This is a genomic window from Alteromonas sp. ABV4_515 (assembly GCF_056160345.1).
In genome coordinates this window covers 311,235-337,718 of sequence record NZ_JBSWWZ010000004.1, presented here as the reverse complement: position 1 = coordinate 337,718, position 26,484 = coordinate 311,235, and the positions used below count along the sequence as shown (strand labels likewise).

Annotated in this window: 23 protein-coding genes; 18 read left to right on the top strand and 5 right to left on the bottom strand. The window is 48.8% G+C overall.

The window, feature by feature from the left end; genetic code table 11:
• Positions 1–51 precede the first annotated feature (51 nt).
• From ACXAGX_RS11655 to ACXAGX_RS11620, 8 genes are all read left to right on the top strand, one after another.
• A complete protein-coding gene (locus ACXAGX_RS11655) occupies positions 52–2,712 on the top strand; it encodes a TonB-dependent receptor plug domain-containing protein (RefSeq protein ID WP_474838480.1) in 2,661 nt (886 codons plus the stop codon).
• A 122-nt stretch (positions 2,713–2,834) separates the two neighbouring features.
• A complete protein-coding gene (locus tag ACXAGX_RS11650) occupies positions 2,835–4,214 on the top strand; it encodes an FGGY-family carbohydrate kinase (RefSeq protein ID WP_474823936.1) in 1,380 nt (459 codons plus the stop codon).
• A 99-nt stretch (positions 4,215–4,313) separates the two neighbouring features.
• Positions 4,314–5,099 (top strand): DeoR/GlpR family DNA-binding transcription regulator, encoded by a 786-nt coding sequence (locus ACXAGX_RS11645; protein WP_474823934.1) that lies wholly within the window; start codon positions 4,314–4,316, stop codon positions 5,097–5,099.
• 302 nt (positions 5,100–5,401) lie between these two features.
• Complete coding sequence (locus ACXAGX_RS11640; RefSeq protein ID WP_474823932.1) at positions 5,402–7,594, top strand: bifunctional rhamnulose-1-phosphate aldolase/short-chain dehydrogenase; 2,193 nt, start codon at positions 5,402–5,404, stop codon at positions 7,592–7,594.
• Between the two features lie 10 nt (positions 7,595–7,604).
• The gene (gene rhaI, locus ACXAGX_RS11635; RefSeq protein WP_474823930.1) at positions 7,605–8,900 is read left to right on the top strand and encodes an L-rhamnose catabolism isomerase; all 1,296 of its coding nucleotides are present in this window, start codon (positions 7,605–7,607) and stop codon (positions 8,898–8,900) included.
• Between the two features lie 96 nt (positions 8,901–8,996).
• A complete protein-coding gene (locus ACXAGX_RS11630; protein ID WP_474823928.1) occupies positions 8,997–10,142 on the top strand; it encodes an alpha-hydroxy acid oxidase in 1,146 nt (381 codons plus the stop codon).
• A gap of 273 nt (positions 10,143–10,415) precedes the next feature.
• The gene (gene rhaT / locus ACXAGX_RS11625; RefSeq protein WP_474838478.1) at positions 10,416–11,474 is read left to right on the top strand and encodes an L-rhamnose/proton symporter RhaT; all 1,059 of its coding nucleotides are present in this window, start codon (positions 10,416–10,418) and stop codon (positions 11,472–11,474) included.
• 259 nt (positions 11,475–11,733) lie between these two features.
• On the top strand, positions 11,734–12,408 hold the full coding sequence (locus ACXAGX_RS11620; protein ID WP_474823924.1) for a hypothetical protein: 675 nt from the start codon (positions 11,734–11,736) through the stop codon (positions 12,406–12,408).
• A gap of 116 nt (positions 12,409–12,524) precedes the next feature.
• Here ACXAGX_RS11620 and ACXAGX_RS11615 read toward each other — a convergent pair whose 3' ends face one another.
• Positions 12,525–12,938, bottom strand: coding sequence for a TraR/DksA C4-type zinc finger protein (locus tag ACXAGX_RS11615; protein ID WP_474838476.1), 414 nt, complete (start codon positions 12,936–12,938; stop codon positions 12,525–12,527).
• Between the two features lie 125 nt (positions 12,939–13,063).
• Between ACXAGX_RS11615 and ACXAGX_RS11610 the strand changes: the two genes are divergently transcribed.
• The 7 genes from ACXAGX_RS11610 (at position 13,064) to ACXAGX_RS11580 (ending at position 20,800) form a co-directional block, all read left to right on the top strand.
• Positions 13,064–15,457 carry a TonB-dependent receptor gene (locus tag ACXAGX_RS11610; RefSeq protein ID WP_474838474.1) on the top strand — a complete coding sequence of 798 codons (2,394 nt, stop codon included), beginning with the start codon at positions 13,064–13,066 and terminating at the stop codon, positions 15,455–15,457.
• Between the two features lie 32 nt (positions 15,458–15,489).
• Positions 15,490–16,851 (top strand): 5-methyltetrahydrofolate--homocysteine methyltransferase, encoded by a 1,362-nt coding sequence (locus ACXAGX_RS11605; protein WP_474838472.1) that lies wholly within the window; start codon positions 15,490–15,492, stop codon positions 16,849–16,851.
• A 148-nt stretch (positions 16,852–16,999) separates the two neighbouring features.
• Complete coding sequence (locus ACXAGX_RS11600) at positions 17,000–17,500, top strand: ZrgA family zinc uptake protein (protein ID WP_474838470.1); 501 nt, start codon at positions 17,000–17,002, stop codon at positions 17,498–17,500.
• A gap of 39 nt (positions 17,501–17,539) precedes the next feature.
• On the top strand, positions 17,540–17,926 hold the full coding sequence (locus tag ACXAGX_RS11595) for a MerC domain-containing protein (RefSeq protein ID WP_474838468.1): 387 nt from the start codon (positions 17,540–17,542) through the stop codon (positions 17,924–17,926).
• A gap of 40 nt (positions 17,927–17,966) precedes the next feature.
• Entirely contained in the window at positions 17,967–19,169 is a 1,203-nt protein-coding gene (zigA, locus tag ACXAGX_RS11590; protein ID WP_474838466.1) for a zinc metallochaperone GTPase ZigA, read from the top strand.
• Complete coding sequence (locus ACXAGX_RS11585; RefSeq protein ID WP_474823909.1) at positions 19,169–19,822, top strand: DUF1826 domain-containing protein; 654 nt, start codon at positions 19,169–19,171, stop codon at positions 19,820–19,822. Before zigA ends, ACXAGX_RS11585 begins: the two co-directional genes overlap by 1 nt.
• A 36-nt stretch (positions 19,823–19,858) precedes the next feature.
• Entirely contained in the window at positions 19,859–20,800 is a 942-nt protein-coding gene (locus ACXAGX_RS11580; protein ID WP_474823907.1) for an endonuclease/exonuclease/phosphatase family protein, read from the top strand.
• 46 nt (positions 20,801–20,846) lie between these two features.
• On the opposite strand, the gene ACXAGX_RS11575 is transcribed toward ACXAGX_RS11580, so the two are convergent.
• Genes ACXAGX_RS11575 through ACXAGX_RS11565 form a run of 3 tightly spaced genes read right to left on the bottom strand, consistent with a single transcriptional unit; the run spans position 20,847 to position 22,553 of the window.
• Positions 20,847–21,551: a DUF3299 domain-containing protein gene (locus tag ACXAGX_RS11575; protein WP_474838464.1), complete on the bottom strand. Its 705-nt coding sequence runs from the start codon at positions 21,549–21,551 to the stop codon at positions 20,847–20,849.
• A complete protein-coding gene (locus ACXAGX_RS11570; RefSeq protein WP_474838462.1) occupies positions 21,548–21,997 on the bottom strand; it encodes a hypothetical protein in 450 nt (149 codons plus the stop codon). The genes ACXAGX_RS11575 and ACXAGX_RS11570 overlap by 4 nt, the downstream gene beginning before the upstream one ends.
• Entirely contained in the window at positions 21,987–22,553 is a 567-nt protein-coding gene (locus ACXAGX_RS11565; RefSeq protein WP_474838460.1) for a DUF3299 domain-containing protein, read from the bottom strand. Before ACXAGX_RS11565 ends, ACXAGX_RS11570 begins: the two co-directional genes overlap by 11 nt.
• An 80-nt stretch (positions 22,554–22,633) precedes the next feature.
• Between ACXAGX_RS11565 and ACXAGX_RS11560 the strand changes: the two genes are divergently transcribed.
• Together ACXAGX_RS11560 and ACXAGX_RS11555 are read left to right on the top strand one after the other, a co-directional pair.
• A complete protein-coding gene (locus tag ACXAGX_RS11560; RefSeq protein ID WP_474838458.1) occupies positions 22,634–23,338 on the top strand; it encodes an ABC transporter ATP-binding protein in 705 nt (234 codons plus the stop codon).
• On the top strand, positions 23,338–24,573 hold the full coding sequence (locus ACXAGX_RS11555; RefSeq protein ID WP_474838456.1) for an ABC transporter permease: 1,236 nt from the start codon (positions 23,338–23,340) through the stop codon (positions 24,571–24,573). The genes ACXAGX_RS11560 and ACXAGX_RS11555 overlap by 1 nt, the downstream gene beginning before the upstream one ends.
• 34 nt (positions 24,574–24,607) lie before the next feature.
• On the opposite strand, the gene yjeH is transcribed toward ACXAGX_RS11555, so the two are convergent.
• Complete coding sequence (gene yjeH / locus ACXAGX_RS11550; RefSeq protein WP_474838654.1) at positions 24,608–25,870, bottom strand: L-methionine/branched-chain amino acid transporter; 1,263 nt, start codon at positions 25,868–25,870, stop codon at positions 24,608–24,610.
• Positions 25,871–26,026: 156 nt separating this feature from the next.
• Between yjeH and ACXAGX_RS11545 the strand changes: the two genes are divergently transcribed.
• Positions 26,027–26,446: an Lrp/AsnC family transcriptional regulator gene (locus ACXAGX_RS11545; RefSeq protein ID WP_119499538.1), complete on the top strand. Its 420-nt coding sequence runs from the start codon at positions 26,027–26,029 to the stop codon at positions 26,444–26,446.
• Positions 26,447–26,484: the final 38 nt, after the last annotated feature.

The following is a 26,484-nucleotide window of genomic DNA, read 5'->3' as shown; positions in this document are numbered from 1 at the left end:
CTGCCAAAAAGTAAGTTAATCACTGACACACAACCACGCAAGGAGATGAAAATGGCTTCATTTTCAGGACTAACCGCTACACCAGCATTCCGTCGTTCCGCACTCGCGGTAATGATTACGGCTTCTTTTTCCCATTGTGCAATCGCTCAGGACGTTGAGTCTGCCCAATCCGAACCCGATCCTACTGTAGAAACTATTGAGGTACGTGGTTCTGCAACCGGTACACTTATTCGCGGTGCAACGCCAGTCGGTACGAATGTGGTGGGTATTTCTGAAGAAGATGTGGCTGAAATTGGTGTACCTGACAGCAACGAACTCCTTGCGCAAATTCCGCAAATGACTAGCACCTTTAATAGCCGTCCAACAATGGCGACAGATATTGGTCAGGGCATGCCAATGCCTAAACTTCGCGATATTGGTACCGGCGGCGGTAGCACAACACTCGTACTGTTAAACGGTTTACGCTTACCAGGCTCAGGCATTATTCAAACGGTACCAAACGCGGCAGCCATTCCTCCTTCTGTATTAAGCACAGTAGAAGTGGTTATGGATGGTGGCTCTTCAATTTATGGTTCCGACGCCATTGCTGGAGTAGTTAACTTTATTACCCAACGCCCAAAAGATGGCGTTACGCTGAACCTGGAAGGTGGATTTGGTGACAGCTACACCGCAGGAACGCTCAACTTAACCGCCGGCACATCTTGGGATTCTGGTGCGGCGATGCTGTCGTTTTATCATGCGGAAAACGGCGATGTGATGGGTTCAGATCGTGATTTCATTACCGCCGACAATACTGCAAACGGCGGCGGTGACTATCGTACTCGCCAGTGTAGCCCTGGCAATATCACGGCAAACGGCACCAGCTACCGCATGGATACGCTCACCGAAGGCAGTAACTTATGTGATCCTAACGACGGTATTTCGTATGTACCTGAACAAAAGCAGGACACCATCTTCCTGGCCCTTGAGCAGGAATTTTCTGACAACGTTTTCCTTAATCTGAACACTTACTACAGCGACTGGGGCGTAGACATTACCGGCGACGCAACCAACGCACTTACGGATTTAGGTGCTTCGGGAACTATCACTTCCGATAACCCTTACTTTACTGCAATTGGCGATGAAACGTCGCAGACCGTAGACTTTAACTTTTCTGATGTCGTAGGGCCTGGTGCGAAAAACAGCAGCGACTTTAAAGCATTCTCTTTCATGCCGGAACTCACGGTTGAGTTACCAAATTACTGGCGTTTGAAAGCGGCATACAGCTACGGCTGGGCTGAAACCCATGGTGAAGAAACCGGGGTAAATGCTACCGCCGTTGCCGCCGCGCTGGCAGGTACCGACGAGTCCACTGCACTGAATCCTTATAATGTAGCTGCAACAGATCCTGCGGTACTGAACAGTATCCTTTCTTACTACGGTACACTGGGTGATGCGAAGCAAACCCATCATCAGATCCGCCTTACACTGGACGGCGCCATTTACTCTTTACCAGCCGGTGATGTCATGCTGGCGGTGGGCACAGAGTACTTCAAGCAAAACTACGACGTTTCATTTGGCGGTGGCGCAGCAAACGCACTGCAAATGACAGAAACGTCTGCTTCTCGTAACGTTAAGTCCGTATTCAGTGAAGTGGTTGTGCCGGTGATGGACGATCTTGATGCCGGAACCATCGACTTTACTGCGTCCATTCGTTACGACAGTTACAACGATGTGGGCAGCACGACCAACCCGAAGATCGGCGTAGACTATTCTCCGACTGAAAATTTACGTTTGCGTGCGCAGTGGGGAACGTCATTTCAGGCGCCTAGTTTGGCGGATTCCGGTGCAGCCGTTGATACCCGCGCTATCACGTTAGGCGTGAGTCCTTTCATGGCACCAGACGCAGCTGATTCTGACTTCTTCCGCGGCACCATTATTTTGGCAGGCGGTAGCGATGGCTTGCAACCAGAAGAATCTGAATCTTACAGTGTAGGTTTCGACTGGACGCCAGAGTTCTCTGACGATCTGAAAGTGAGCATGACCTACTTTGACGTGGACTATTCCAGTGCAATCAGCCTGGCACCGTTCTACACGCCAAGTGTATTGTTTAGCACACCGGGCTATGCCGATTACTACACATTGAATCCAACACTGGATGAAGCGCTGGCAGCAGCAGATGGTATGCGTATCGACGGGCAATCAATTGAAAGCCTTTATGCTGACGGAAACTCTGCCTACGTACTGTTTGACGCACGTCGTAATAACATGACGGCCACCAAGTTATCGGGTATCGACTTTGACATCAGCAAAGTATGGCAAACCAGTTTTGGTAGCGTGAACGCCAGTGTGGCAGGTTCCTACACCTTAGACAGAACCTTCCAGCCTGTGCAGGGTGCGGCCTATCAAGACGAAAAGAGCACAGACGAGCGTGGCGACTATAACTTGTTAGCGCAGGTGGGTGCGACTTACGAAAACATGCTGGGTACCGTTCGCATTCTTCACACTGACGGTTGGGAAAATGCGGTTGCCTCTGCAGATTCGCTCACTACTGTAAACTTGTTCGGCAAGTACGATCTGGGTGAGTATGAGTTTGTCGAAGAAGCTTCAGTGACGGTGAATGTCGATAACTTGTTCGATGAAGACGCTGTCTACTATGATGACGCAAACGGCTTTATCAGTGGCTCAACACTGGGGCGCGTGATTTATCTGGGACTGAATCTGAAGATGTAATCAGTGTAAGTCTAAGAGCGGAGTCGGCAGACTCCGCTTTTTGTCGTTCAAGGCCTGAATGCAAAAACAGGTATCACTATTGGTAAGTCGTCGTTAAGGAAAATTATATGCAGGAGAAGAGCATGCTTAAAGCCGTATTGGATATTGGAAAAACCCACATCAAATTGCTTTTGGTGAAAAATGGTAAAGAATGTGCCAGCTTCAGCTGCAAAAACGCACCCATCGAAGGCATGTATCCGCAAGCCGACGTTGATGGCATTTGGAACTGGTTAACTGAAACCTTACGTTCGTGTTCATTAACGCCGCAGATCGAGGGATTTGTTGTCACCACCCATGGTGCCACTGCCGCGCTAATCAACGACGCGCAGCCACGAGAAGATGCGCTTGTACTACCCGTACTCGACTACGAATTCGCGGGTATTGAAGCATGTACAGACGACTATCAGAAAGTACGGCCCGATTTTGAAGACACCTTGTCTCCAGCACTGCCTGCGGGGCTGAACCTTGGGCGTCAGTTGTTTTGGCTGCAATCAAAATTTGCTGATCAGTTTTCCTTTGCAACGACAATTTTGATGTATCCCCAATATTGGGCATGGCGCTTAGGCGCGGACATGGCCACCGAAGTCACGTCGCTGGGTTGCCATACCGATATGTGGAACCCGCAAAAACAAGACTATTCAACGCTTATAAGCGCCTGTGGATGGCAAGAAAAGCTGCCAGAATTGCGCAATGCCTGGGACTGCCTAGGAAAAGTATCTGAGGATGTCGCTAAGCAAACCGGACTCTCAGAGGATTGCGAAATCTTTGCGGGAATTCACGACAGTAACGCCAGTTTGCTGCGCTATTTGTCGATGGCCCAAGATGGCGAAAGCTTCAACGTCATTTCTACAGGTACCTGGACCATTCTGATGCAGGTGAACGGCAGCACCGAAACGTTGGCACAGCATCGCGATACTTTGGCAAATGTGGATATTCATCGTAACCCGGTGAGCTGTGCCCGTTTCATGGGCGGCCGGGAATATGAAAAAATCTGTACTACCCTGGGGGGCAATATTCGTATGAGCGCCGAAGCGGCGGATATCCAAAAGGCGTTAGATGAGGGCTGGATGGTAACGCCAGATTTCAGTCAGGGTAACGGCCCGTTTGGCGGTCTGACACCACAACTATTGTGTCCGCCATCACCAGAAGCGCCACAGGCCATTGCCACACTCTACTGCGCACTTTTGATTGATCAGCGATTGAGCGACCTGAATTCAACGGGCACGATATATATAGAAGGGGCATTTTTGAAAAACCCTATGCTATGTCAGCTAGTGTCGCAGTTGCGCCCACAGCAAAAAGTGATGCTGTCTCGTGACAATACCGGCACGGTAATGGGCGCAGCAAGCCTGGTGCACTACAACAGTAATGAACAGTCAGCGTTGGATGTGATTACCTGCGAGCCTGCCGCATTTGAGGGTTTAGAAGCGTACCGGGCGAAATGGTTTTCATATATTAACTAAAAGTATCACTTTCAATCAAAATGCGCGTATTTGATTGATCGCATTTGCACAGGTGACTATATTATCTCCCACACATATAACAATTACACAGGTAATACCATGCTGGAGAAGCAACGTCACCAGCTCATTCTGGACATCCTTGATGAGAGTACTTTCATCAGTGTGCGCGACCTTTGCGCTCAGCTGAATTCGTCCGAAGCGACTATTCGCCGCGACCTTAACAAACTGGCAAGTGCAAAAAAGATTCGAAAAATTCGTGGTGGTGCGCAGGTACTCGATAACAAAACCGTCTCGAATATCCGTCTTTCAGGAAATGCTTTTCTGGTGGACCGGGAGCGCAATGCCAGTACTAAACAATTGATTGCTAAAGCCGCCACCGACATGTGCGAAGACGGCGAGTCTATTATTATCAACGGCGGTAGCTCTACCTTCATGATGTCTGAGTATCTGGTAGAGCGAAAAATGAATATTCTGACTAACTCGTTCGTGCTTGCCCACGAACTGCTTGAAAATAGCCAGAATCAAGTAACGCTACCTGGCGGCGAGGTTTACCGTAAGCAAAGCATTATTCTGAGTTCTTTCGAGAACGACACCACACAGAATTATCGCGGCAGCAAAATGTTCATGGGTTCGCCTGGTGTGAGTGAATTTGGCGTAATGGAAACCGATCCATTACTCATATTGGCTGAACAGAAGTTACGTAAACGCGCTGACAAGCTCATTGTACTGGCAGACAGCAGTAAGATAGGTATTCGCGGCAATCTTATTTTCTGTGGCCTGGACGAAGTCGATACGGTGATTACTGACAGCAAAGCAGACCCTGAAGCGCTCGACCGTATTCGCGAACACGGTGTGAATGTGATTGTGGTTGAAAACTGCGACTAAAGCTGCCCGGTTCTGATTAATCTCTAAGCGATAGTACGTTCTGTGCTATCGCTTCCTTTACGCTTGCCCAAATCCCTCTTTGAAGTTTCATATTTGGTACCAAACTGTTAACAACTGCGGTTTTTTACATCAATACTATCTAGTCTAAGGTATATTCCCTTTAAAATTAATGTAACAATTCTGTTATATTGTGATTGGAAATGATTGACAAAGATTGCAATGGATGTATATTGATTTGTATTCAATCAGCGGCTTTGCCATGAAGACCCGATTCACTAAATAACTTCACAGGATGCTCAGAAATGCCTTATCAGCCAGATGAATACAAACACGTCAAATATCTGTGGGAAGACGAGGTTGCCGACAAACTCGATCCCGTAGATAACCTGGTATACCGCTCCAACAAGTTGGGCGAAGACCAGCGCATTACCAATACCGGTGGTGGTAACACGTCAGCCAAACTGATGGAAAAAGATCCGCTTACCGGTAAAGATGTGGAAGTACTTTGGGTAAAAGGTTCTGGCGGCGACCTGCGTACGTCAAAGAAAGAAAACTTTTCATCACTGTACCAGGACAAACTGAATGCACTGGACAGTGTGTATCAGGATTACAGCGATAAGGGTTACAAGTCTGCCGGCGAAGACCGCATGGTTGGTATGTTCAAGCACTGTAACTTCTGCCTGAACCCACGTGCATCGTCTATCGATACGCCTCTGCACTCAATGATTGACGAAAAGCACGTTGATCACCTGCACCCGAATGCGGTGATTTCAGTGGCATCTTGTAAAGCACAGAAAGAGCTGACAGAAGTGATTTGGGGCGGCAAGCTGGCTTATGTACCGTGGATGCGTCCTGGTTGGGAAGCGGCGAAGCTGTGTGAAGACACCTATGCAGCGAACCCCGATATCTGGGGCATTTTGCTGGGCCAACACGGTCACACCAACTGGTCTTCTGAAAGTAAAAGCTGCTACGAAACTTCTCTGTGGGTAATTGAAACCGCAGCGCGCTACATCGAAGAGCATGACAAAGGCGAAATGACCTTTGGTGGTCAGAAGTACCAGTCGCTAGACGATGCGGCACGCACCGATTTGCTGAAGGACTTCTTACCTGTAGCGCGCGGCTTACTTTCAAACAAAGTGAAGTTTATCGGTACTGTTCAAACTGACGACGCCACGCTGCGATTTGTGAACAGTGTTGATGCGCCGCGTCTTGCTGAGTTAGGTACTTCTTGTCCTGACCACTTCCTGCGTACCAAAATTAAGCCTCTGTTTGTCGATTTCGACCCACAGAATGATGACTTCGATACCTTGATCACCAAGTTTAAAGCGGGCCTGGAAAAATACCGCGAAGATTACACTGCGTACTACGAAGCGTGTAAACGCGAAGACTCTCCAGCAATGCGTGACCCAAGCCCAACAGTGGTATTGATTCCGGGTGTAGGCATGATTTCCTGGGGTAAGAACAAGAGTGAATCTCGTGTAACTGCAGAATTCTATAACTGTGCCATTGAAGTAATGCGTGGCGCAGAAGCGATTTCTGAATATACCGCGCTGCCAGCTCAGGAAGCGTTTGATATCGAATACTGGGCGCTGGAAGAAGCAAAACTGCAGCGTATGCCGGCTGAAGCCCCTCTGGCTCGCGACGTGGTTGTGGTGATTGGTGCCGGTGACGGTATTGGTAAAGCGACAGCCCACCGCGTTGCTAAAGAAGGCGCGCACGTTGTTTGTGCCGACTTGAACCTGGAAAACGCGCAGCGTACCGCTGGCGAGCTTACAGATAAATATGGTCAGGGCATCGGCGTTGCCGGTACAGGCATTTCGTCATGTGGTCCTGCGGTTGCTATGCAGGTAGATATCACCAAGCGTGAAACCGTTGAAGCATTGTTTACCCAAGTACTTTTGGCCTACGGCGGTCTGGATAAAGTCATCGTTACTGCGGGTGTGTTCATTGCTGAAGGCAGCGACCTGGCGAAGAATGATTCCATCTTCGACATCAGCTTTGGCGTGAACGTGAAAGGCGGTTACGTGGTCGGTTCCACTGCACAGAAGATCTGGGAAGCACAAGGTCTGAAAGGTGCCATGGTGCTGACAACCAGTGTTAACGCTGCCGTTTCGAAGAAAGGTTCGCTGGCTTACGACACCAGTAAAGCGGCAGCAAACCACTTAGTGCGTGAACTGGCAGTGACCTTGTCTCCACTGGTAAACGTGAACGCATTGGCACCGGCTACGGTAGTGCAGGGCAGTAACATGTTCCCCCGAGACCGCGTGATTTCCTCGTTAACCAAGTACGACATTGCCCATGATGAAAGCGAAACCACTGAGTCACTGCGCAACAAGCTGGCGGAATTCTACGCCCAGCGCACCCTGACCAAACAACCTATTACACCGGATGACCAGGCCGAAGCGGCTTATCTTCTTGTATCCGGTCAACTAAGCAAAACAACCGGGCAGGTGATCAGTGTAGACGGTGGTCTGCATGAAGCCTTCCTGCGATAAGAGGTGAGTTATGTTACGAAGAATTGATGCATCCGTTATTAACGACGAAAACGAAAAGTTAAAGAGCCACCTGGACGCCGATTATGCTGCGCTGGCTGACAAACTTGCCCGCGACAATATTGATATTGAAACCATTACGGCAAAAGCCGGTGAGTTTCAGGTAGCCGTGCCTTCTTGGGGCACCGGCACCGGCGGTACGCGTTTTGCCCGCTTCCCGGGCACCGGTGAGCCACGTAATATCTGGGAAAAGCTGGAAGACTGCGCTGTTATCAATGAAATGTCTGGCTGTACCGACAGCGTTTCACCACACTTCCCATGGGACAAAGTGGACGATTTCTCTGAACTGAAAGAGAAAGCTGATGCATACGGACTAAAATGGGTATCGGTTAACTCTAATACCTTCCAGGATCAAAAAGGTCAGGAATACTCATACAAGTACGGCAGCCTGAGCAACACCAAGAAAGAATCCCGTGACCTGGCCATTCAGCACAATCTGGACGTTATTGAATACGGTAAGCAACTGGGTGCGAAAAGCCTGACAGTGTGGGTGGGTGACGGTTCTAACCATCCTGGTCAGTCTCACTTCCAGCGCGCTTTCGAGCGCTATCTTGCGAGCATGGAAGAAGTGTACAAAGGTCTGCCTGACGATTGGGAAATGCACATCGAACACAAAATGTTTGAGCCTGCATTCTACTCCACCATCATCCAAGACTGGGGTTCAAACCTGCTGGCTGCTATGCACTTAGGTCCCAAATGTAAGTCGCTGGTAGATCTGGGTCACCATGCACCGAATACCAACATTGAAATGATTGTGTCGCGCCTGATTCAGTTTAAAAAACTGGGCGGCTTCCACTTCAATGACAGTAAATATGGTGACGACGATCTGGATAGCGGTTCACTGCATCCGTATCAGCAGTTTCTGATTTTCAACGAACTGGTCGATGCCGAATACCGTGGTCAGGAAGGTTTTGGTCCAGCTTACATGCTTGATCAGTCGCACAACGTAACTGACCCGGCAGAAAGCTTGATCAACTCTGCTATTGAAGTGCAACGTTCTTATGTAAAAGCACTGCTGGTGAATCGTGAAGCGCTGTATGGTTATCAGGAAGACAACGACGCATTAATGGCATCGCTGGAACTGAAAAACGTATTTAATCTCGACGTTTCACCTATTCTGGCAATGGCCCGTTACCGTAAAGGTGCGCCAATCAATCCTCTGGGTGTATACCGCGCTGCAGGTTACCGCGAAGGTATGGCGAAACAACGTCCGCAGGATCCAAACGCCACCGGTTCTGGTATTGTCTGATCACGCCGTAATCAGTATGTAAATTTACAGCTCGCTACGGCGGGCTGTTTTGTATGTTATGCAGTGTTACCTGTTCAGGGAAATGGAAAAAGAGCAATGCGATTAAGCCAGTGTCATAACTTTCATGACTTTCGGAAGTTGGCGCAAAAGCGTCTTCCGGGGCCGATTTTTAACTACATCGACGGTGGAGCCGATGACGAAACCACGCTAAAACGCAACACTTCAGCGTTTCGCGAATGTGACCTCATTCCCCGGGTACTTACCGGTGTGAAAGACATCGATTTAAGTGTTGAAGTGATGGGGCAGAAGCTTGCGCTTCCGGTGTATATGTCACCAACGGCGTTACAGCGGTTATTCCATCATCAGGGCGAGCGTGCTGTTGCAGCAGTGGCTGAACAGTTCGGTACCATGTTTGGTGTATCGTCTCTGGGTACTGTGAGCATGGAAGAAATCGCCAAACAGTACGATACGCCTCAGGTGTACCAATTCTACTTCCATAAAGATCGTGGACTTAATCGTGCCATGATGGAGCGGGCAAAAGAGTCTGGCATCGAGGTAATGATGTTAACGGTAGACTCTATCACTGGCGGTAACCGCGAGCGCGACTTGCGAACTGGTTTCTCCATTCCGTTTCGTCTGAACCTGGCAGGGTTGTGGCAGTTTGCCACCAAACCGATGTGGGGCATCAACTATGTCACCCACGAGAAGTTTTCTTTGCCGCAACTCGATGCGCACATCAACATGGGTGGCTCTAGCAGTTCTATTGGTGACTACTTTACTAATATGCTCGACCCTTCCATGAACTGGAAAGATGTGGAAGAGATGGTGAAGTTCTGGGATGGACAATTCTGCCTTAAGGGCATTATGAGTGCAGAAGATGCCCGTCGCGCTGTGGATATTGGTTGTACCGGTATTGTGATTTCCAATCACGGTGGACGACAGCTAGACGGTTCCCGAAGTTCATTCGATCACCTGGCAGAAATTGTTGATGCTGTTGGCGATGAAATTGATGTGATCTTCGACAGTGGCATTCAGCGCGGTACTCATGTGCTTAAAGCGCTGGCGCTGGGTGCAAAAGCGGTTGGTCTTGGCCGCTACTACCTGTTTGCACTGGCAGCTGCGGGCCAAAAAGGCGTAGAACGCGCAATGAAGCAAATGGTGGCTGAAATCGAGCGTGACATGCGTTTGATGGGGTGCAGCAAGATAAGCGAACTCAATCGCGACCACGTGCGTTTTCGCTAACATTTACCTTTCTTTTCAAAGGGCCGTTAAGGCCCTTTTTTGTGCCTTTAATTTATCATTAACATCACGATTTTCCTCAACTTAGCAATCATGCTATGTAACTTAATACTCAATTGCAATCACGCTTAGCTTTCGTAATTGCAAAAATATGATTGAAACTGACTAAAAGTATGTGATCGGCGTTAAAAATTTGTGTATGCTGGCCCTTCAAGTGTTTCAATGATGTAAATCCGTTACTAAAAAATTACATGCGGGTGGTTGAGGGAGTTAGGTATGACGCCGAATCCAATGTTAGGTGTTTTGTTTCACTGGTTAGGGGGGCTGTTCTCCGCCAGTTTTTACGTTCCATATAAACGCATTCAGCGATGGTCTTGGGAAATTTTCTGGTTAGCGGGTGGTATATTCAGCTGGTTTCTTTGTCCGTGGTTTTTTGCCTGGATCCAAACAGAAGATCTGCTCGGCGTATTAGGCGCAACAGACATGTCTACCTTGCAGCAGTGCTTCTTATGGGGGCTGGGCTGGGGCTTCGGTGGCCTTACGTTTGGTTTGGCTGTGCGCTACATGGGGATTTCTTCAGGTATGGCTATTGTACTCGGCCTTACCACGGTACTAGGTACGCTCGGTCCGCCAATCTTCGACGGTACTATTGGCGCGGTATTAGCCACAACAGCAGGACAGTTCGCCGTTGGCGGAACCTTAATGACCCTTGCGGGCGTGATTGTGGTGGCACGAGCAACTGCAGAGAAAAATCGGAGTTTGGGCACAACGTCTGATGCTGAAACCATCGATATGAAAAAGGGGCTGGCCATTGCCGCATTCTCTGGTGTGATGTCGGCTTGTTTTGCCTTCGGTATCGCTGCCGGAAAGCCTATTCGCGAACTCACCCTTGAAGCCGGTACAGACCATCTGTGGCAGGGATTACCTGTACTTTGCGTGGTTTTGCTTGGTGGTTTAACTACTAATGCCGTGTGGTGTATTTATTTGATCATAAAAAATGGAACTGCGCGTGAATTCCTCGGTCATACCAATACGAGCATTGAGAAGTTGCCTGGCAGCACGATGTTGAAAAACTATCTGCTGGCCGCCCTGGGTGGAGCATTCTGGTATTTCCAGTTTTTCTTCTACACCATGGGTGAAAGCAACATGGGCAAATACGAGTTTTCCAGCTGGACCATTCACATGGCCAGTATCATCATCTTCTCAACCCTTTGGGGTTTAGCGTTGATGGAATGGAAAGGCAGCAATAAGAAAAGCAGAATGTTATTGCTAGCAGGTATTTCGCTACTGGTTCTCGCCACGCTGGTTATCGGTGTGGGCAACTCGCTCCAATAATTTTACGGTCCCTAGCGCCTTCCTCGGTTTGGTTTCCAGTGGGTTGGCGCGCTCCCCCTCCTTCTTTTTTGCATTTCTTTACGCTTATCTGTTAGTGTGCACAAAATCTACAAACGCCTGAGTCACAAAGAAAAACATATAAGATCTCATACCTAAAGGTTCTTAATTTTATAAAAAGGTATTTTTTTTAGAACCTGCAAACCCAAGCGAATGTGCTACGTTTTTAATCAGTCAACGTAGCGAACATTCAGGACGGATTATGAAAAAGTTAGTTAGTGCAGCAATGTTGGTGGCAGCCGCCGCATCTTCTCCGGTACAAGCAATCACAGAAGGTGATTACTATTATTTGCCCAGTAATTTGTGTGAAGCCGCCGAGACAGTAGCAAGCGAAAATAAGCTTCTTACTGTTATTGGTAACGACTTCCAGTCGCAGGTACAAATTAATCTGGCTTTGTTAACTGATTATCCGGCTACAGGTGTTGCTTACCTTGAGCGTGCACAGAATGTCGACCAAATCGCTATCGTTGAAAAAGCATCGAAAAACTGGACGCCTTTTAGTCAGGACAACATGTATATTCTGGGCAAAGAGAAGATCCCGTTCTCTGAAGCCGCAAAGTTGCCAACCATCCTCGCCAATTCGCCAGAACGCGCCCAGGCTTATCTCGCTAAAGTTGAAGCGTTTAAGAATAAATATCATATATCCGACGATGAGATTGTGACTGTTCAAACCGGCGCACGGGTGCTTGTTCAAGACGAAAGCGAAGAAGTTTTTCTGAAAAATTTCTTCACCACCTTTGATGTTGGCCGTATTGAGAAACATATCTTATCCATCGATCATCACACACCAATGATGGAGTCGCTGGAAGTGGCTTACCTTGAAAAACGTAGCCACGGCGCCTGCGGTATCAAAGCTCAGGGAATCGCTAAACTTTAATACAATCTTTTAATTGTTGCTCCCAGGTAGTTAATACCTGGGAGCACTCGTTTCCAACATTCAGAATCTTCATAATCACTTCAGAGTAAATGCGTTAGTCAGGTACGCTAAACGCGTCATTTTCTGCCTGAATAGTAATGCTGTTCTTTTCCTTCATTCATTTGCTTAATATCAGCACAATACTCAGAAACTGGGCGGATAAGCAGTCGTGGGATACCAATGGGGTCACCGCTTTCAAGACAGTAGCCGTAGCTCTTGTCTTCAATTTGCTTCAACGACTTGGCGATCTTCCCTAATAGAAGCCTTTCACGGTCTAAAATACGCAGCGCAAGACGAGACTCCTCTTCATACTGCGCCCTGTCCACATCATCGCTGAATTCTGGCGGTGAACTTAAGGTCGTCTTCACTTCTTCAATGTGATTCATGGTGGTTTGTTTTAAATCGAGCAAATACTGTTTAAAAAAAGCTAATTGCTCGTCGTTCATATAGTGATCTTCTGGCGCTGCCAGTAATTCATCTTTAGTCAGCATAACTATCCTGCATCTATTTCTCAGACCAATTTCTGTTGTACTGAGCATGACAGAGGTTGTGTTTGTAATTGTTACATTATAACATTGTGTAAATTGTTACAATATAACATTTCATTGGAGAGGCAATGTTCAGAGTAAGTCAGTTGGCGGTGGCAGTAGCTGCATTGCTGCCCGCTATTTCTGTTGCACAAGGACTGCAAGGCACTGTTAAGAATGCAGCGGGTGATGTGCTGTCAAATGCGTCCGTAGAAATTGAGTCATTGGGAATAAGTGTGAAGTCCGACAGTCAAGGGCTGTTCAAATTTCCTCAAGTCGCGAATGGCGACTACATTATTCATGTTTCTGCACCAGGCTTTGCACACCTGCATCAAAACATCACGGTTGCTGGTTCTCAGCCAACTGAAGTCAATTTATCGTTAGCATCTACCTCCATAGAGGTTATTGATGTAACGGCAACCCCCATGCACTTATCAAGCATGGAATCTGCGTCGCCCGTCAGCGTCCTTTCAGGCGAAACACTTCGACGTCAACAAGCTGCAACGTTAGGCGACACGCTGGAGAACCTACCGGGTGTCCAATCTAACTTTCATGGCAATGTGGCCAGTACGCCAATTATTCGTGGCCTGAGCGGCCCGCGAGTACTGATTGCGCAAAACGGTTTGGATGTAAGCGATGTGTCTCGCGTCGGTCCGGATCACTCGGTTGCATCAGAAGCGTCTACCTCTCAACAAATAGAAGTGCTGCGCGGCCCGGCAACGCTGTTTTATGGCAGTGGCGCCATTGGTGGTGTTGTGAATGTGGTTGATGGCCGCGTTCCCACCGATAACGACACTCGCGGTGAGTGGTTGCTGGAAACCGATTCAGTCAATAATCAAAAACTGGGCTCGTTCAACGTGACCTCTGGTGCCGGAGATTTTGCGGTATATGCCGATGGCTATTGGCGTGAATCTGATGACTACGATACTCCCGTTGCACCAGATAATGACGAAGACGGCCAAAATGGCGAACACGTTGTTAAAAACAGTGCAGAAGAATCCAATGGTTTGACGCTGGGTGGCAGCTATCTCATGGATAACGGCTATGTAGGCGTTGCGGTTGAACGGTTTAACCGTGAATACGGCATTCCCGGGCATTCTCACGGTGGCGACGAAGAGGTTGCCGTGCTGGCAGATCTGGAGCAAACCAAAGTACAACTGCTGGGTGAATATAACCTGAAAAATAACTGGCTTGATCGTGTAAGTTTCCGAGCCGGTCACACCGATTACGAACATGCTGAAATTGAGCTGGGCGCAGTGGGTACCACTTTCGAAAACAATACTGATGAGGTAAGAATTGACCTGATCCATAGTGTGTTTGGCGGGTGGAATGGCGGTCTTAGCCTGCACTATAAAAACAGTGAAGTGATGGCTGTAGGTGAAGAAGCCTTTACGCCGCCGTCCGAGGCAGAAATGATTGCCTTAGGGTTGATGGAAGAACGCCATTTCGGCGACTTTCTTGTGCAGCTTGGTGCTCGTGTTGAAAGGGTAACGCTGGATGCCGCTGAAGCACGACTGCCGCAGTTGGCTGCCCATGCACACGACGAAGAAGGCGAGGAAGAAGAGCACGACCATGAGCACGAGGAAGAGGGTACTTCGGTGACTCGCGTGTTTAATGTTGCGCAGGAATTTACGCCAGTCTCTCTGTCTGCCGGTGTGGTGTGGGATTTCACCCCGGGTTACAACATCGGTGTGTCGTTATCCCGTTCGCAGCGCGCGCCATCTGCGTCTGAATTATTGTCTTTTGGCCCACACATTGGTACGGGTACCTATGAAGTCGGTGCGCTGTTTGCGCTTACTGGCGACGAAGAAAGTGCATTTGGATTAACTCAGAATGCCCTCGACCTGGAAACGGCTAACAATATCGATGTGACGTTCCGTAAAACCGAAGGTGAAGTTGGGTTTATCTTAAACGCGTTTTACAATCAGATAGACAACTACTATTACCAAATCGAAACCGGATTGTACGCAGAAAGTGGTCACGACCACGATCACGGCGAGGAAGACGAAGAGACCCATGACCACAGTGACGAACTGCCGGTTTACCTGTTCCGGGCAGACGACGCAATTTTGCATGGCTTTGAGGCGCAGGTCGCCTGGCAGGTCACGCCTGAGTTTAAAGCTGAGGTATTTTCTGATTATGTTCGGGCTCGTCTGAAGGACGGTGGTGATTTACCTCGCACGCCGCCGCTGCGCTTTGGAACACACCTGAGTTACCAAACCGAAACGCTAACCGCAAACTTGGATGTGACACATTACGCCAAACAGGATCGCATCAGTGAATTTGAGACTGAAACCGACGGCTATACCCTGGTAGACGCCTTTGTTTCCTATGACATGCAACTGATGTCTCAAGATGTGTCGTTATACCTTAAGGGCACCAACCTCACGGACACTGAGGCTCGAGTGCACTCTTCATTCCTCAAAGATTTGGCTCCAAGACCGGGCAGAAGTATCGGTATTGGCCTGAGAGGGTATTTCTGATGTTCCCGCTAAATTCATCAATGGAATCGAAAATGAATACAACGAAAAAACTGACCTACCTGGCAACCCTGGTAAGCGCATTACTACTTACTGGATGTGGTGATGCTGAAACTGAAATCAACGAATTACCTTCAGTAGTGGAAGACAGTGATGATGCTCACGACCACGGTGAGGAAGAGCATGTAGAAAATGCGGGTCGTCTGTCGGTATTGGATGCCGCGTCTAACACGCTGGCCATTTATAACCTCGAAGACAACTCGCTGCTGGATACATTTACCACTACTTACGAAGGAAGTTCGCTAACCAGTTCTGCGGGCAGCCGCTTTGCTGTGATTACCAGTCGCACCAATGACCTGGTGGAATTTGTCGATGGTGGTTTGTGGCAGGAAGACCATGGCGACCACCTTCATGCTTACGAAGAAGCACCAACAGCGTCAGCGTTTACACTCAGCGGCAGTCGACCAACGCACGTAGATAGCCACGACGGCCAGCTAGCCGTGTTTTTTGACGGTGATGCTGATTCAGGCTTGCCCGCGATGGTTCAAGTCGTGACCGACAGTAACATTGCCAATGAATCTGCCGAAATCGCTACCCTTGATTTCACGGTGAACATGCATGGTGTGGCAAAGCCAGTAGGCGATATGTTACTTGCTTCAGTAAGACGGGAAGACAGCGTTACCACATCGGCGAATGCGGTGCTGCCAGATAGCGTTGGTGTTTATCACTTGCATGATAGCGAGTATGAACAGGAGCAGCTGTTCGAAGGTGAATGTCCTGATTTGCATGGCGCTGCGGTAACGGACGACTTTGCCGTATTCGGCTGTAGCGACGGTGTATTAGTGCTTGCTGCAGAAAACGAAGTGTATACCTCTTCAAAAATCGACAACATCGATGCGGTAGGCGATCTTCGAGTTGGTTCGGTTTATACCCACCATGATGCCGCTTCTTTCATTGGTGTTGCGTCGGCCCACGGCGGCGGGGCGGCAGTGTTAGTCGCTATCGATACAGACCATGGTGAAATGGAAGAGATTGACTGGGAACCACAGACGGATGCCAGCCCCATCTCTTACGGATTCTCTTATGACGGGGCACATTTTTTGATTCTCGATAGCCAAGGCTATTTGTCAGTGATGGCCGCCCACGCCCACGACGACCATGTTCATTGGGAGCTAGAAAATCGTATCGATATCAGTGAGCAGGATATTGCATCTATGCCAGACGATGTGAATTTTTCGATGGCCGTGTCACAGAGCGCTAATGCGGTTTATGTGGCCGACCCAATCGCGTCTCATATTGTGATTATTGATATTGAAGCGGCTGAAATTACCAGTGAAGTGGAACTCGACTTTGTTCCTGTGTCATTGGGCTGGTTAGGGATTGCCGAAGCCCACTGATAGGCGCAGCTATAGGTAAGGACGGCATTCTCACGCTTTCTGGCCGTCCTTACGTCAAAATCCCAACATAGAGGAAAATACTATTAACGTTTTCACATCCCAACGGCTTTTCACCGTCATTGGCACTACCACGGCGATGGTGCTTTCAATGTCTGCATACGCTGCAGACAAACATGTGCACGGCCACGGCCAGCTTTTAGTTGCTCAGGACGACAGTCAATGGCAACTGCAATTTTCCATACCGGCAGCTAATTTATTGGGTTTCGAGCACGAACCAGAGGATCAGAAGCAAAGAGATAAAGTGCACGCTATGGAAACGGCCTTGAGTGAGTTCAGGAATGTCGCCAGCATTAGCGGAAGTTGCAAAGTAGCTCAGCAGGACATCCATATACCTCATGCTGAGCATCACGAAGATCATGAGAGTCACGCCGGACATGCTGGCGATGATGTTCACGAAGCACATGAACAGCACCAGCATGAAGATATCAGCCTTACCTATCAGCTTTCCTGTAATGGTGATATCTCAGCGCTCACCATAAATATGTTTGGGCTGGCCCCCTCTTTAAGTTCGCTCGAAGTGCAGTGGGTGACGGATAGCGGTCAGGGCATGACAGATGTAACGCCCCAGGCAGCAACCATTAGCTGGTAAATGACTATGCAACCATCATCTGTTTCTCCCGGAGATCCCATGCCACGAATTCAGGCTATCGGTGACAAAATTGCCATAGCGCTTTCTTCTCTTTGTGTGGTGCACTGCATTATCACGCCAATTCTTCTTATCGCGTTACCTGCGCTGGGCGGCGTCGCATTTCTCGATCACGAGGTCTTTCATCAAATTCTTCTTTTCTTTGTGCTTCCTATCGGGGTCCTTGCACTTACCGCGGGCTATCGACATCACAAAAGCGCGGCCATTCTGGGCAGTGGTCTGCTCGGGCTCCTGCTGCTTACCCTGGCGGGTACCGTCGCTCACGATGTAGTTGGCGAGATAGGAGAAACCGTACTCACTATCGTCGCTTCTCTATTTATTGTTTATGCGCATATCCAGAATTACCGGCAACGTCGCCACCGTTGCTAAAACGTAAACCCTGACTTAACAAAAAACAGGCATCACCACCATGAAACAGAATCGACTACCCGTTACTGTGCTGTCCGGATTTCTCGGCGCCGGTAAAACCACGTTGCTAACGCACATTCTGAATAATCGCGATGGCTTGCGAGTCGCCGTGATCGTGAATGACATGAGCGAAATCAACATTGATGCATCATTGTTGAAAAATGATGTTTCACTGAACCACAGCGAAGAAAAGTTAGTGGAAATGAGCAACGGGTGTATTTGCTGCACCTTGCGAGAAGATCTCCTGATTGAGGTACGCAAGCTTTCTGAGAGCGGCAAATACGACTATCTGGTGATCGAATCTACAGGAATTTCAGAGCCTTTACCGGTAGCCGAAACATTCACCTTTGCCGACGAGGATGGCGTGTCTTTGTCTGACGTTGCAAAACTCGACACCATGGTCACGGTGGTTGATGCAGTTAATTTCCTACGTGATTTTGATGAAGCCAAATACTTGCAGGAAGCCGGCGAGTCACTGGGCGAGGAAGATGAGCGAAGTGTGTCAGACCTGCTGATCGATCAGGTGGAATTTGCTGACATCATTCTCATGAGTAAAACCGACCTGGTGGATACTGAGACCGTCGATAAACTCACCGCTATTTTGAAAACGTTAAATACCTCGGCGAAAATAATTCCCATTGCCAATGGCAGTATCGACATTCGCAAAGTATTAGGTACCGGCTTGTTCAATTTTGAAAAAGCCCAGCTCGCGCCGGGATGGCTCAAGGAACTGCGTGGCGAACACGTGCCTGAAACGGAAGAATACGGTATCAGCAGTTTCACTTACAAAGCGCGTCGCCCTTTTTATCCTGATAGGTTTCACGCGTTTCTTCACGGTAGCGAAAATTTCGGCAAGTTACTGCGTTCAAAAGGCTATTTCTGGCTGGCATCACGGCCTGAATTTGCGGGCACATGGAGTCAGGCCGGCGGCATTGCACGTTATGGTTTTGGCGGCATGTTCTGGAAAGCTATTGACAAAACCCAGTGGCCAGATGACGAAGACTACCTGAAAAGTATTGCAGAGCAATGGGTAGAACCATTTGGTGATATGCGACAGGAACTGGTGTTTATTGGTCAGAACCTAGATGAGCAGGGGATTACTGCTGCGTTGGATGCCTGCCTGCTGGAAGATGAGATGCTTATTCAGGGCAAAGCCGTTTGGCAAACCCTCGATGATCCATTTCCGTCCTGGGAGGCAGCATAATGGGGGCTGCGATAAAACTGAACAAACCCCGTCGAAGCGCTTGTGGTGATATCCCGGAAATTCTGGCCGACATCTATCAGGACGACGTGAATCTGGCAATCTGGCAGCGTGACAATGTCGACTCGCTTAGTCTGTTTGTGGCAGAGCAATTGGCAAAAGAAGAAACGCTTAACGTTACCGAAGAGGTATCTGCTACTGATCCGCTGGAAGCGCTAAAGAAAAATACGGCACTTCAATCCTGGGGCGAAGCGCTGACCAAAGACATCGCCCAAATGATTGAAATGTTCAGTTATCTTTTTGAGATTGAGAATGTAGGACTACGCATTCGTACGCTGGACAAAGCAATGTGCCCCCGCTTTCATATCGACAGGGTGCCATGCCGGTTTATTACCACTTATGCGGGGCAGGCAACCCAGTGGCTGGAAGACAGCCAGGTAAACCGGAGTAAGCTTGGGCATGGCAGCAATGGGTTACCCGATGACAAATCTGGACTGTTGTTATCACCAGATAACATTCAACAGATGCGGCCCGGCGATATTGCGTTGTTAAAGGGCTCTGCCTGGGCTGGTAATGAAGACGGCGCAATCGTGCATCGCTCACCCATGATTCAACCGGGTGAGAAACGCCTGCTGATGACACTGGACTTCATGTGAATATAGAATAGGTGTGACATCAATGGAGAAATTGTCTTGAATACGCACCTGTCTATAATCTCGCTCGCTACCGCATTCTTTTCTTGCGTAAGTTGTTCTTCTAATCCTGATAAGACGGATTTAGTACCAGATACTGGCATTCCCACGGCCAGCGGCCTGAAAGTGGCGACCTGGAACATGGAACATTTTGCCGCTGAAAGCGCACAGGGCTGCCGGCTTCGCTCTTCTGCGGAATACGCTGCTTTAAAACTATACGCCGAAACTGTGAATGCTGATGTATTTGCGATTCAGGAAGTGGCATCTGTAAAAGCGCTGCGCGCAGTATTTCCAGAGCCACAATGGAATATTCACTTTTCTTCACGGGCAGACAGTAAAAGCTATGAATGCCGGGAAAACGGAAGAACCTCAACCCAGCAGAAAGTGGCGGTGATTACCCGAAAATCACTGAGTGTGACGGAAACTGAGCAGTTTGCAGCACTAGGACTGAATGAAAATGGTTTACGCTATGGCGTGGAAGTGGATGTAGCTATTGCAAACGGCGCACTTTCGATACTGGCTGTTCATTTGAAAAGCGGATGCTTTGTTGAAGATTATCGGCAAAAAGATAGCCGGTCCTGCAATCTGCTTGCGCGGCAGATCCCCGAACTAAAGCGCTGGATCAAACAGCACGAGCAGGCAGGGCTGCCTTACCTGATTCTTGGCGACTTTAATCATCGCCTTGCAGAAGCCGGGAATGTTTTTGCCAGTGAAATAAAAGCCAGTGTAACTGCGCAATCTCAGCTCACCCTAGCCACCGAAAATTCAGTTGGTTGTCACCCCTGGTATCCGGCTCCCATCGACCACATTTGGGCTGGTGGATTTAATACTGCCGGTATTCAGCAGCAAATAAGCGTGTGGCCTTATGAGAACATGGCACCCGACGCTATGTTAAGTGACCATTGTGCGGTGAGTGTTTCGTTACCTTTAACTGGAAGCTAAACATATTTAGTTTTTCCTTTATCCTCAAGAACCGGCAAGCTTAACTTCAGTAAGTTTGCAGTTCATGATCTCGCACATCATCTGGCTTGCCTGAAAACGGTTTAATATTCACAGCATCCATCAGGTAAGCCGAAGTACCCATAGGGTCTTCAAACATTGCCACCTGAAGCAGCCCCGTTACCGTGTAGGCATCGCTACTACCATCAAGGGTGAACCCTTCTGGCGTGCGTACATAAACCATCTGGTTTGGCGCGGGAGGGGGAAAGTGAATGCAAGCGCCGAAGTAGGGCACCAGGAAAAACGACAGAATTTCTCGACTGTCGTTCACATCTACCGGCACAATAAAACCGTTCATTGCGACAGGTTTGTTATTCAGCCCCTGCACCGTATTCATCGATGTCTGCATTGACTGGTATTGGCTATCAAAGGATGCCTGAAGCGACTGAAACACTTGATCCGATAAAGGCTTGGACTTGTCGGGCTGGTATTTTTCCATCAAGGCTGCCTCGTCTTGTGGCATTAGTGCTTTCCAGCCAAGCTGTATCACTGACGAAGATTGTACATGCTGGATTAGGGCATTGTCGTTTGATGAATAGAGGCTACCTGCCTCAGTGTTATCGGAGGACCAGGGCCAGATAGTGCTATTGGAACCACCGTTTTCAATCAGCAGTAGGCCGATGCCAATACCGGTGATCAGAGCCAGCGTCACAATAAGACTGACTTTACTCCAGCCCGGCAAAGAACACATCATACGGATTGGATTTTCACCGTTTTCTCAATTTCTACCGGCACCGAGCCACGCTTTGCTTTCACCCTAACGGTAATTGCGTGTTCACCCTTTTCAAGGGTGCGGAAAATCATGGTGTTCTTTTTGATTAGGCCGGTGACATCAAAAGACTGTTCAGACAGCAACTCCACGTGTTCACTGCCCGCAAGGCTTACACTTACATCGTAATATGACGTGGGTACAAACAAAGAGAGCTTGCTGTTGGTTTCTTTAGCGGTTTGGGTGCTGACAATCTGATCGACTTTCAGACTGATGTATTCCATCTGTGTGTCGGCCATGTGTCGCTGCATCATCGGGTGGTAAGCCGCAAACCCTGCCATGCTATCGCCGTGGTAAGCACAGGCCAGCGTACTTGAAGACAAGGCGAGAGCGGCGACGCACAGCACGCCGTTAAGTGTTTTATTCTTCATAGAGTTCATAGTTGTCCACATTCAGTGTGTAAGCGGCGGTACCAAGTTCATGATGACGAGTCTGAATATCGACTTCACCTTCAAACCAGAAAGGTTGCTGCAAATCTTCAAGTTCCAGACCTTCCTTCAAACTGATATAAATAATCTGATTAGGCGGTGGTGGCGGCATGTGTAAACAAGCGCCGAAGTAGGGAACCAGAAAAAATTCGGTGACTTGCTTCTCGTCATTCTGTTGTAATGGCACGATAAAGCCTGGAATACGAATAGCGCGACCATCATACTCAGGAATGACCTGTGTAGAATTCAGTGCTTGTTGAAAGCGCTGCGCTTTCTCATCACTGAATTGCTGTTGCGAAAACGCATCCACCGAGTCTTGCTGTGAGCCATCAGCCACGTTGTTAAGATAGTCTGGTGGGTCCATCAGTGCAGCCAGATCCGATTCAGGCATCAGGTCAATCCATTCGGTTTGCTGATATTCAGTGGCGGAAAGCGAAGCGCTACAAAGCAGCGTTGCTGCGCAGATGACAGATGCAAATTGTCTCAGGATTTGTCTCATTAAAAGTGTCGCTATTGGTTAGTGAAATTCGTAAATGTTATAACATCACGTAATTATTATAGTAACGATAAGAGTCCTCTTTGAATAGTCAGCAAAACAGAAATTCATCCCTTTCAGTGGCGATACGTCTCAAAGACGTGCAACACCGGTATCCGAAGAGTCAGGTTACCCTGTCTATTCCGCACTGGGAGGTGCAGACCGGCGATAAAGTATTCCTGCATGGTCCCTCGGGCACAGGAAAAACCACGCTACTTAACCTGCTTGCCGGTGTATTGCAGCCTGAGAGCGGTGAGATTGCTTTGCTCGACCAGCCCTTTTCCTCGCTGCCCACCCGTAAGCGCGATAAATTTCGCGCTAAACATATTGGTGTGGTGTTTCAGCAGTTTAATCTGGTACCGCATCTCAGCGTGCTGAAAAACATTCGTTTGGCCGCCTACTTTGCTGACAACAAAGCCAGTGTTGATAGTAAAGCTGCCGCAATGATTGAAGCGCTGCGCCTGCCTCCGGAAGTGCTTCATCAGTCTGCTGGTAGTTTGAGTGTGGGGCAGCAACAACGAGTGGCAATAGCCAGGGCACTGATTAATGAGCCTGAAATTCTGCTGGTGGATGAACCTACATCGGCGCTGGATACTGATGCCCGCGATGCTTTCATGAATATGCTAACCGCGCTGTGTGAAACGCAAAACACCACGTTAATTTTTGTGAGCCATGATAAAAGTTTGGAGAAATACCTGTCTTCATCGGTATCGCTAAGTACGCTGTGTACACTGAAGGAGGCTGAATAATGTTGTTATCCTTTGCCGTAAGCAGCCTTAAAAGCCGTGCAAAATCTGTGGTGCTCACGTTCTTATCGTTGCTGATTAGTATCAGTGTATTGCTCAGTGTTGAGCATGTGCGAATGCAGGCAGAAAGCAGCTTCAGTCGTACTGTGTCTGATGTTGACCTTATTGTTGGTGCGCCCAGTGGTCAGTTGAATTTAATGCTTTACAGCATTTTTCGTATGGGCAGTCCCACCAATAATATTAGTTATGAAAGCGTGGAGATGCTCAAAACGCATAGTCAGGTAGAGTGGGTTATTCCGATTTCGCTGGGCGACTCTCATCACGGGTTCCGGGTACTGGGTACTAACCAGGACTATTTCGAACACTATAAATACGGCGATAAACAGCCTCTGGCATTTGCTTCCGGGCAGCCATTTTCTGGTGTGTTTGGTGCAGTCATTGGCGCGGATGTAGCAAAAAAACTCGGCTATCAGATAGGCGATAAAATTGTCGTCGCCCACGGTACCGGCATGGTGAGTTTTACTAATCATGATCAGTCGCCGTTCACCATCACCGGCATTCTGGCAGCCACCGGCACACCGGTAGATAAAACCGTGCATGTGAGTCTGGAAGGCATAGAGGCCATGCATTTATCGTCGTCTAAGCTCAAACCGATTGTTGCGAATCCTGATGACACCAGTAACCCGCTTATTCAACCCGATGATGTAACGGCGGTGATGTTAGGACTGAAATCAAAATTCGCGACCTTTACTTTGCAGCGAGAACTGAACAACTATCAGGACGACAGGTTGATGGCCATTTTGCCGGGCGTGGCCATGGCTGAGTTGTGGAAGATGATGGGCACCGTGGAGAATTTGCTGCGGATAATCAGTGTGCTTGTGCTGGTGTCATCACTGTTTGGCTTGTCCACCATGCTATTGGCTTCCATGCAGCAGCGAGAAAAAGAAATTGCTGTGTTGCGTATTCTCGGCGCAGGTGGCGGCACCATTTTCATGTTGTTGCTCACCGAAGCCCTGCTCATTGCCATCGCCGCGAGCATAGTGTCTACCAGTCTGCTCACGGTGCTCTTCTCGGTATCGAAAGGCTGGTTGGCCAGTGAGTACGGCTTGTTTATGTCAGCCAACTTCTTCAGCGTACACAATGCCATAGTGATTGGCGCGGTACTGGCAGCAACTATTGTGACAACCCTGCTACCCGCTATCGACGCTTATCGTAAAGCCATACATTCCCGCCTTTAAACAGCAGGCGGAATAAATGCACGCGGGGTAAAGTTTAGCGCTGCAACTGGCGCTCAGCTTTGCTGTCTGCAAGCCGCTGCTGATACCAAAGCAGTGGCGCGCACACGCAAAATAATCCCAGCGCATAAAGCATCTTTGTGCCCAGTCCCACAGCGATAGTGGCGCAAAACAGGCAGCTTAGCATTACCAGTGGACGGTGCTTTGATGATAAAAGACGGACAGCCGACAGCATGCTTGCCAGGTAAATGAGTACAAACACGCCATTAACCCAACCAATCAGGTCTTCCAGGTTGTACGCACCGTAATGGGTGACAACCAGGGTGAGTGTCATGACCACAAGTACGCATTGCAGTGCCCGTTGAGGCACGTTGTGCTGGTTCAGGTTCTGGAAGTAACCCGGTAAAACTCTATCGTTGCTTAAACTCCAGGTTAACCGCGCCAGACTGGCTGTGTACACATTTGTGGTTGCCAGGCCGCCTGCCACACCGAGTGCACCGATAACCGCCGCGCCACCACCGGAGAATATCTGGTCAAATACGATGACCATGCTCAGAGCATCTGACACTGGCGTGTCGATAAGCAGCCAGGTACAACCCAGGTAAATTAATCCCACCAGCAATGTGCCAGTCATGATAGCGGGCACTAAATCCCGCCCGGGATTTTTAAAATCGTCGGCCAGATGGGAAATGGCTTCTATGCCGAGAAAACTCCAGAACGCGATGCCCATGGCGGCCAGCATAGGATTCATATCAAAGGGCGTAGACGTTGCCTCAGGGATCAGTTCTCCCGACGCCACAGGCTGACCTGCCAACATAGCGATGACCACTAAGGTAATCACCAGGGTAAGGATAAGCTGCAAGGTGGAAGAAAACTGAATACCCCGATAATTAAGCGCAAATAGCAGCGCGATAATACCCAGCTGAACAGGTAGCGCCCAGTCTGGTGAGAGACCAAACAGCGTTTCGATAAACCAGTACGTCATAATGATGGCAGCAGGCGCGCCAATTGGTACCACAAACAAGAACAGCATACCGATAGTTCTGCCAGCAGATTTACCAAACGCCTTTTCTACAAAATAGGCCGGGCCGCCAGCATGAGGGTAGCGGGAAGAGAGTTTAGCAAACACCATGGCAACGGGTAGTATTGCCACTGTTAGCACAAGCCAACTGATCATTGCCCAGTGGCCAGCGGTGTTAATGGTCATCTGCGGCAGAATAAATACGCTGGTACCCAGCAAAGTGGTGGTTAGCAGCCCAGCGCCCTGCCAGCGTCCAATTTTGTTATTTGCATCGTGCATGGTGATAAACAAACCCAATCGTACTGCGTTAATTTCAATTGCGTAATATACTGCGTTTTTGCGCTTCATAACGTGTTACTTTGCGTGCATTCAGCGCGTTATTGCCGTCATTTTGACGGCAGAAAGACTTTTTACCTGCAAAATGACGGAATCACGATGGACAAATTCGATCAGGCTATTCTTGCTCAGCTCCGGCAAAATGCCCGAGCCAGTATTTCAGCGATTGCCGATGAAGTGGGCCTGTCACGTTCCGCCGTCACAGAACGGATCAAGAAACTGGAATCGAACAATGTGATCCGCGGCTATCAGGTAATGTTGTCAGAATCGCAAAAAGAGGGCGTTGCCGCCTATCTGGAAATTCAGCATAAGCGGGCGCGGTGTGCAGACGTGGTGCCCTATTTTCGCGCCATTCCAGAGGTGGTGTCGTGCTATGGTGTTACCGGCGAGTGCGATCTTATCGTGCTGATAAAAGCAGACACCATGCGCCGGCTTCATGAAATCCGTGAGCATATCGATACCATCGACGACATTATCAAAATCAAAACCCACGTGGTGCTGAATCAGTGGTTAGGGTAGCTTTGGTTTGAAAAGCTTGGGTTTTAGTGTTGTTGGTT

Excerpts from the sequence above, each read along its gene's own strand:
- ACXAGX_RS11620 (WP_474823924.1), top strand. The coding sequence starts at position 11,734 with ATGAAAAAGTTAGTTAGTGCAGCAATGTTGGTGGCAGCCGCCGCATCT.
- ACXAGX_RS11610 (WP_474838474.1), top strand. The coding sequence starts at position 13,064 with ATGTTCAGAGTAAGTCAGTTGGCGGTGGCAGTAGCTGCATTGCTGCCC.
- ACXAGX_RS11630 (WP_474823928.1), top strand. The coding sequence starts at position 8,997 with ATGCGATTAAGCCAGTGTCATAACTTTCATGACTTTCGGAAGTTGGCG.
- ACXAGX_RS11575 (WP_474838464.1), bottom strand. The coding sequence starts at position 21,551 with ATGATGTGTTCTTTGCCGGGCTGGAGTAAAGTCAGTCTTATTGTGACG.
- yjeH (WP_474838654.1), bottom strand. The coding sequence starts at position 25,870 with ATGCACGATGCAAATAACAAAATTGGACGCTGGCAGGGCGCTGGGCTG.
- ACXAGX_RS11600 (WP_474838470.1), top strand. The coding sequence starts at position 17,000 with ATGTCTGCATACGCTGCAGACAAACATGTGCACGGCCACGGCCAGCTT.
- ACXAGX_RS11615 (WP_474838476.1), bottom strand. The coding sequence starts at position 12,938 with ATGCTGACTAAAGATGAATTACTGGCAGCGCCAGAAGATCACTATATG.
- ACXAGX_RS11585 (WP_474823909.1), top strand. The coding sequence starts at position 19,169 with ATGGGGGCTGCGATAAAACTGAACAAACCCCGTCGAAGCGCTTGTGGT.
- rhaT (WP_474838478.1), top strand. The coding sequence starts at position 10,416 with ATGACGCCGAATCCAATGTTAGGTGTTTTGTTTCACTGGTTAGGGGGG.
- rhaI (WP_474823930.1), top strand. The coding sequence starts at position 7,605 with ATGTTACGAAGAATTGATGCATCCGTTATTAACGACGAAAACGAAAAG.
- ACXAGX_RS11545 (WP_119499538.1), top strand. The coding sequence starts at position 26,027 with ATGGACAAATTCGATCAGGCTATTCTTGCTCAGCTCCGGCAAAATGCC.
- ACXAGX_RS11565 (WP_474838460.1), bottom strand. The coding sequence starts at position 22,553 with ATGAGACAAATCCTGAGACAATTTGCATCTGTCATCTGCGCAGCAACG.
- ACXAGX_RS11645 (WP_474823934.1), top strand. The coding sequence starts at position 4,314 with ATGCTGGAGAAGCAACGTCACCAGCTCATTCTGGACATCCTTGATGAG.
- ACXAGX_RS11555 (WP_474838456.1), top strand. The coding sequence starts at position 23,338 with ATGTTGTTATCCTTTGCCGTAAGCAGCCTTAAAAGCCGTGCAAAATCT.
- ACXAGX_RS11570 (WP_474838462.1), bottom strand. The coding sequence starts at position 21,997 with ATGAAGAATAAAACACTTAACGGCGTGCTGTGCGTCGCCGCTCTCGCC.
- ACXAGX_RS11595 (WP_474838468.1), top strand. The coding sequence starts at position 17,540 with ATGCCACGAATTCAGGCTATCGGTGACAAAATTGCCATAGCGCTTTCT.
- ACXAGX_RS11650 (WP_474823936.1), top strand. The coding sequence starts at position 2,835 with ATGCTTAAAGCCGTATTGGATATTGGAAAAACCCACATCAAATTGCTT.
- ACXAGX_RS11605 (WP_474838472.1), top strand. The coding sequence starts at position 15,490 with ATGAATACAACGAAAAAACTGACCTACCTGGCAACCCTGGTAAGCGCA.
- ACXAGX_RS11655 (WP_474838480.1), top strand. The coding sequence starts at position 52 with ATGGCTTCATTTTCAGGACTAACCGCTACACCAGCATTCCGTCGTTCC.
- zigA (WP_474838466.1), top strand. The coding sequence starts at position 17,967 with ATGAAACAGAATCGACTACCCGTTACTGTGCTGTCCGGATTTCTCGGC.
- ACXAGX_RS11640 (WP_474823932.1), top strand. The coding sequence starts at position 5,402 with ATGCCTTATCAGCCAGATGAATACAAACACGTCAAATATCTGTGGGAA.